This window comes from Alkalibacillus salilacus (assembly GCF_030812915.1).
GTDB classification, from domain to species: domain Bacteria; phylum Bacillota; class Bacilli; order Bacillales; family Alkalibacillaceae; genus Alkalibacillus; species Alkalibacillus salilacus.
Map to the genome: position 1 here is coordinate 1 of NZ_JAUSTQ010000025.1, position 2,968 is coordinate 2,968.

Sequence of the window (2,968 nt, forward strand, 5' to 3'; positions counted from 1 at the left end):
CGTCGACCAGGCGTCTTAACCGTTAGTTAAGTCCTCGATCGATTAGTATCCGTCAGCTCCACGTGTCACCACGCTTCCACCTCGGACCTATCAACCTCATCGTCTCTGAGGGATCTTACTTGCTCGAGGCAATGGGAAATCTCATCTTGAGGGGGGCTTCATGCTTAGATGCTTTCAGCACTTATCCCGACCACACGTAGCTACCCAGCAGTGCTCCTGGTGGAACAACTGGTACACCAGCGGTGTGTCCATCCCGGTCCTCTCGTACTAAGGACAGCTCCTCTCAAATTTCCAACGCCCACGACAGATAGGGACCGAACTGTCTCACGACGTTCTGAACCCAGCTCGCGTACCGCTTTAATGGGCGAACAGCCCAACCCTTGGGACCGACTACAGCCCCAGGATGCGATGAGCCGACATCGAGGTGCCAAACCTCCCCGTCGATGTGGACTCTTGGGGGAGATAAGCCTGTTATCCCCGGGGTAGCTTTTATCCGTTGAGCGACGGCCCTTCCATGCGGAACCGCCGGATCACTAAGCCCGACTTTCGTCCCTGCTCGACTTGTAAGTCTCGCAGTCAAGCTCCCTTCTGCCTTTACACTCTGCGAATGATTTCCAACCATTCTGAGGGAACCTTTGGGCGCCTCCGTTACCTTTTGGGAGGCGACCGCCCCAGTCAAACTGCCCACCTGACACTGTCTCCGAACCGGATCACGGCTCGGGGTTAGAATGTCCGTACAGCCAGGGTGGTATCCCACCAGCGCCTCCGCCGAAGCTTGCGCTCCGGCATCTTAGGCTCCCACCTATCCTGTACAAGCTGTACCAACATTCAATATCAGGCTACAGTAAAGCTCCACGGGGTCTTTCCGTCTTGTCGCGGGTAATGCGCATTTTCACGCATAGTATAATTTCACCGGGTCTCTCGTTGAGACAGTGCCCAAGTCGTTGCACCTTTCGTGCGGGTCGGAACTTACCCGACAAGGAATTTCGCTACCTTAGGACCGTTATAGTTACGGCCGCCGTTTACTGGGGCTTCGGTTCAACGCTTTGTCCCGAAGGACGAACGCATCCCCTTAACCTTCCAGCACCGGGCAGGTGTCAGCCCCTATACTTCGCCTTACGGCTTCGCAGAGACCTGTGTTTTTGATAAACAGTCGCTTGGGCCTTTTCACTGCGGCTCCCTAGGCCGTAGCCTAGATGAGCACCCCTTCTCCCGAAGTTACGGGGTCATTTTGCCGAGTTCCTTAACGAGAGTTCTCCCGATCACCTTAGGATACTCTCCTCGCCTACCTGTGTCGGTTTGCGGTACGGGCACCTCTTTCCTCACTAGAGGCTTTTCTAGGCAGTGTGAAATCCGGGACTTCGGTACTTATGTTCCCTCCCCATCACAGATCATGCGTCCGATGGACGGATTTGCCTATCCATCACACTCTCTGCTTGGGCGTGCACATCCAGTGGCACGCTTCCCTTATCCTCCTGCGTCTCCCCGTCGTTCGAACGGAAAGGAGGTGGTACAGGAATTTCAACCTGTTGGCCATCGCCTACGCCTTTCGGCCTCGGCTTAGGTCCCGACTTACCCTGAGCGGACGAGCCTTCCTCAGGAAACCTTAGGCTTACGGTGAAGAAGATTCTCACTTCTTTTTCGCTACTCATACCGGCATTCTCACTTCTAAGCGCTCCACCAGTCCTCACGGTCTGACTTCAACGCCCTTAGAACGCTCTCCTACCATTGTCCTGCGGACAATCCGCAGCTTCGGTGATGTGTTTAGCCCCGGTAAATTTTCGGCGCAACGTCACTCGACCAGTGAGCTATTACGCACTCTTTAAATGATAGCTGCTTCTAAGCTAACATCCTGGTTGTCTGAGCAACGTCACATCCTTTCCCACTTAACACATACTTAGGGACCTTAGCTGGCGGTCTGGGCTGTTTCCCTTTCGACTATGAACCTTATCACCCATAGTCTGACTCCCAACGGTAAGTCATTGGCATTCGGAGTTTGACTGAATTCGGTAACCCGATAGGGGCCCCTAGTCCAATCAGTGCTCTACCTCCAAGACTCGCTACGTTGAGGCTAGCCCTAAAGCTATTTCGGAGAGAACCAGCTATCTCTGTGTTCGATTGGCATTTCACCGCTACCCACACCTCATCCCCGCATTTTTCAACATACGTGGGTTCGGGCCTCCAGTCAGTGTTACCTGACCTTCACCCTGGACATGGGTAGATCACACAGTTTCGGGTCTACGATGACGAACTGATGCGCCCTGTTCAGACTCGCTTTCGCTGCGGCTCCAGATCTGCTCTTTAACCTTGCTCGTCCTCGTAACTCGCCGGTTCATTCTACAAAAGGCACGCCGTCACCCATTAACGGGCTTCGACTACTTGTAGGCACACGGTTTCAGGTTCTATTTCACTCCCCTTCCGGGGTGCTTTTCACCTTTCCCTCACGGTACTGGTTCACTATCGGTCACTAGGGAGTATTTAGCCTTGGGAGATGGTCCTCCCGGATTCCGACGGAATAACACGTGTTCCGTCGTACTCAGGATCCACGCCGGAGGATACACCGTTTCGATTACCGGGCTATTACCGTCTCTGGCGAACCGTTCCAGGTTGCTTCATCTACCGTGTATCTTGATCACTCCGTTTGGCGTGTCCTACAACCCCAAGACGCATGCGCCTTGGTTTGGGCTGTTTCCGTTTCGCTCGCCGCTACTCAGGAAATCGCGGTTGCTTTCTCTTCCTTCAGGTACTGAGATGTTTCAGTTCCCTGAGTTGTCTTCCATGACCTATGAATTCAGCCATGGATACGACCCCATTACGGGTCGTGGGTTTCCCCATTCGGACATCCCCGGGTCGACGCTTACTTACTGCTCGCCGAGGCATATCGGTGTTTGTCCCGTCCTTCTTCGACTCCTAGTGCCAAGGCATCCACCGTGCGCCCTTGTTCACTTAACTAACTTGCGTGAAAAGA

1 rRNA gene is annotated in these 2,968 nt (G+C 53.9%); it reads right to left on the reverse strand.

Annotation, left to right across the window (positions count from 1 at the left end):
* Nucleotides 1–22: 22 nt before the first annotated feature.
* Nucleotides 23–2,952, reverse strand: a 23S ribosomal RNA gene (locus J2S77_RS14375).
* Nucleotides 2,953–2,968: the final 16 nt, after the last annotated feature.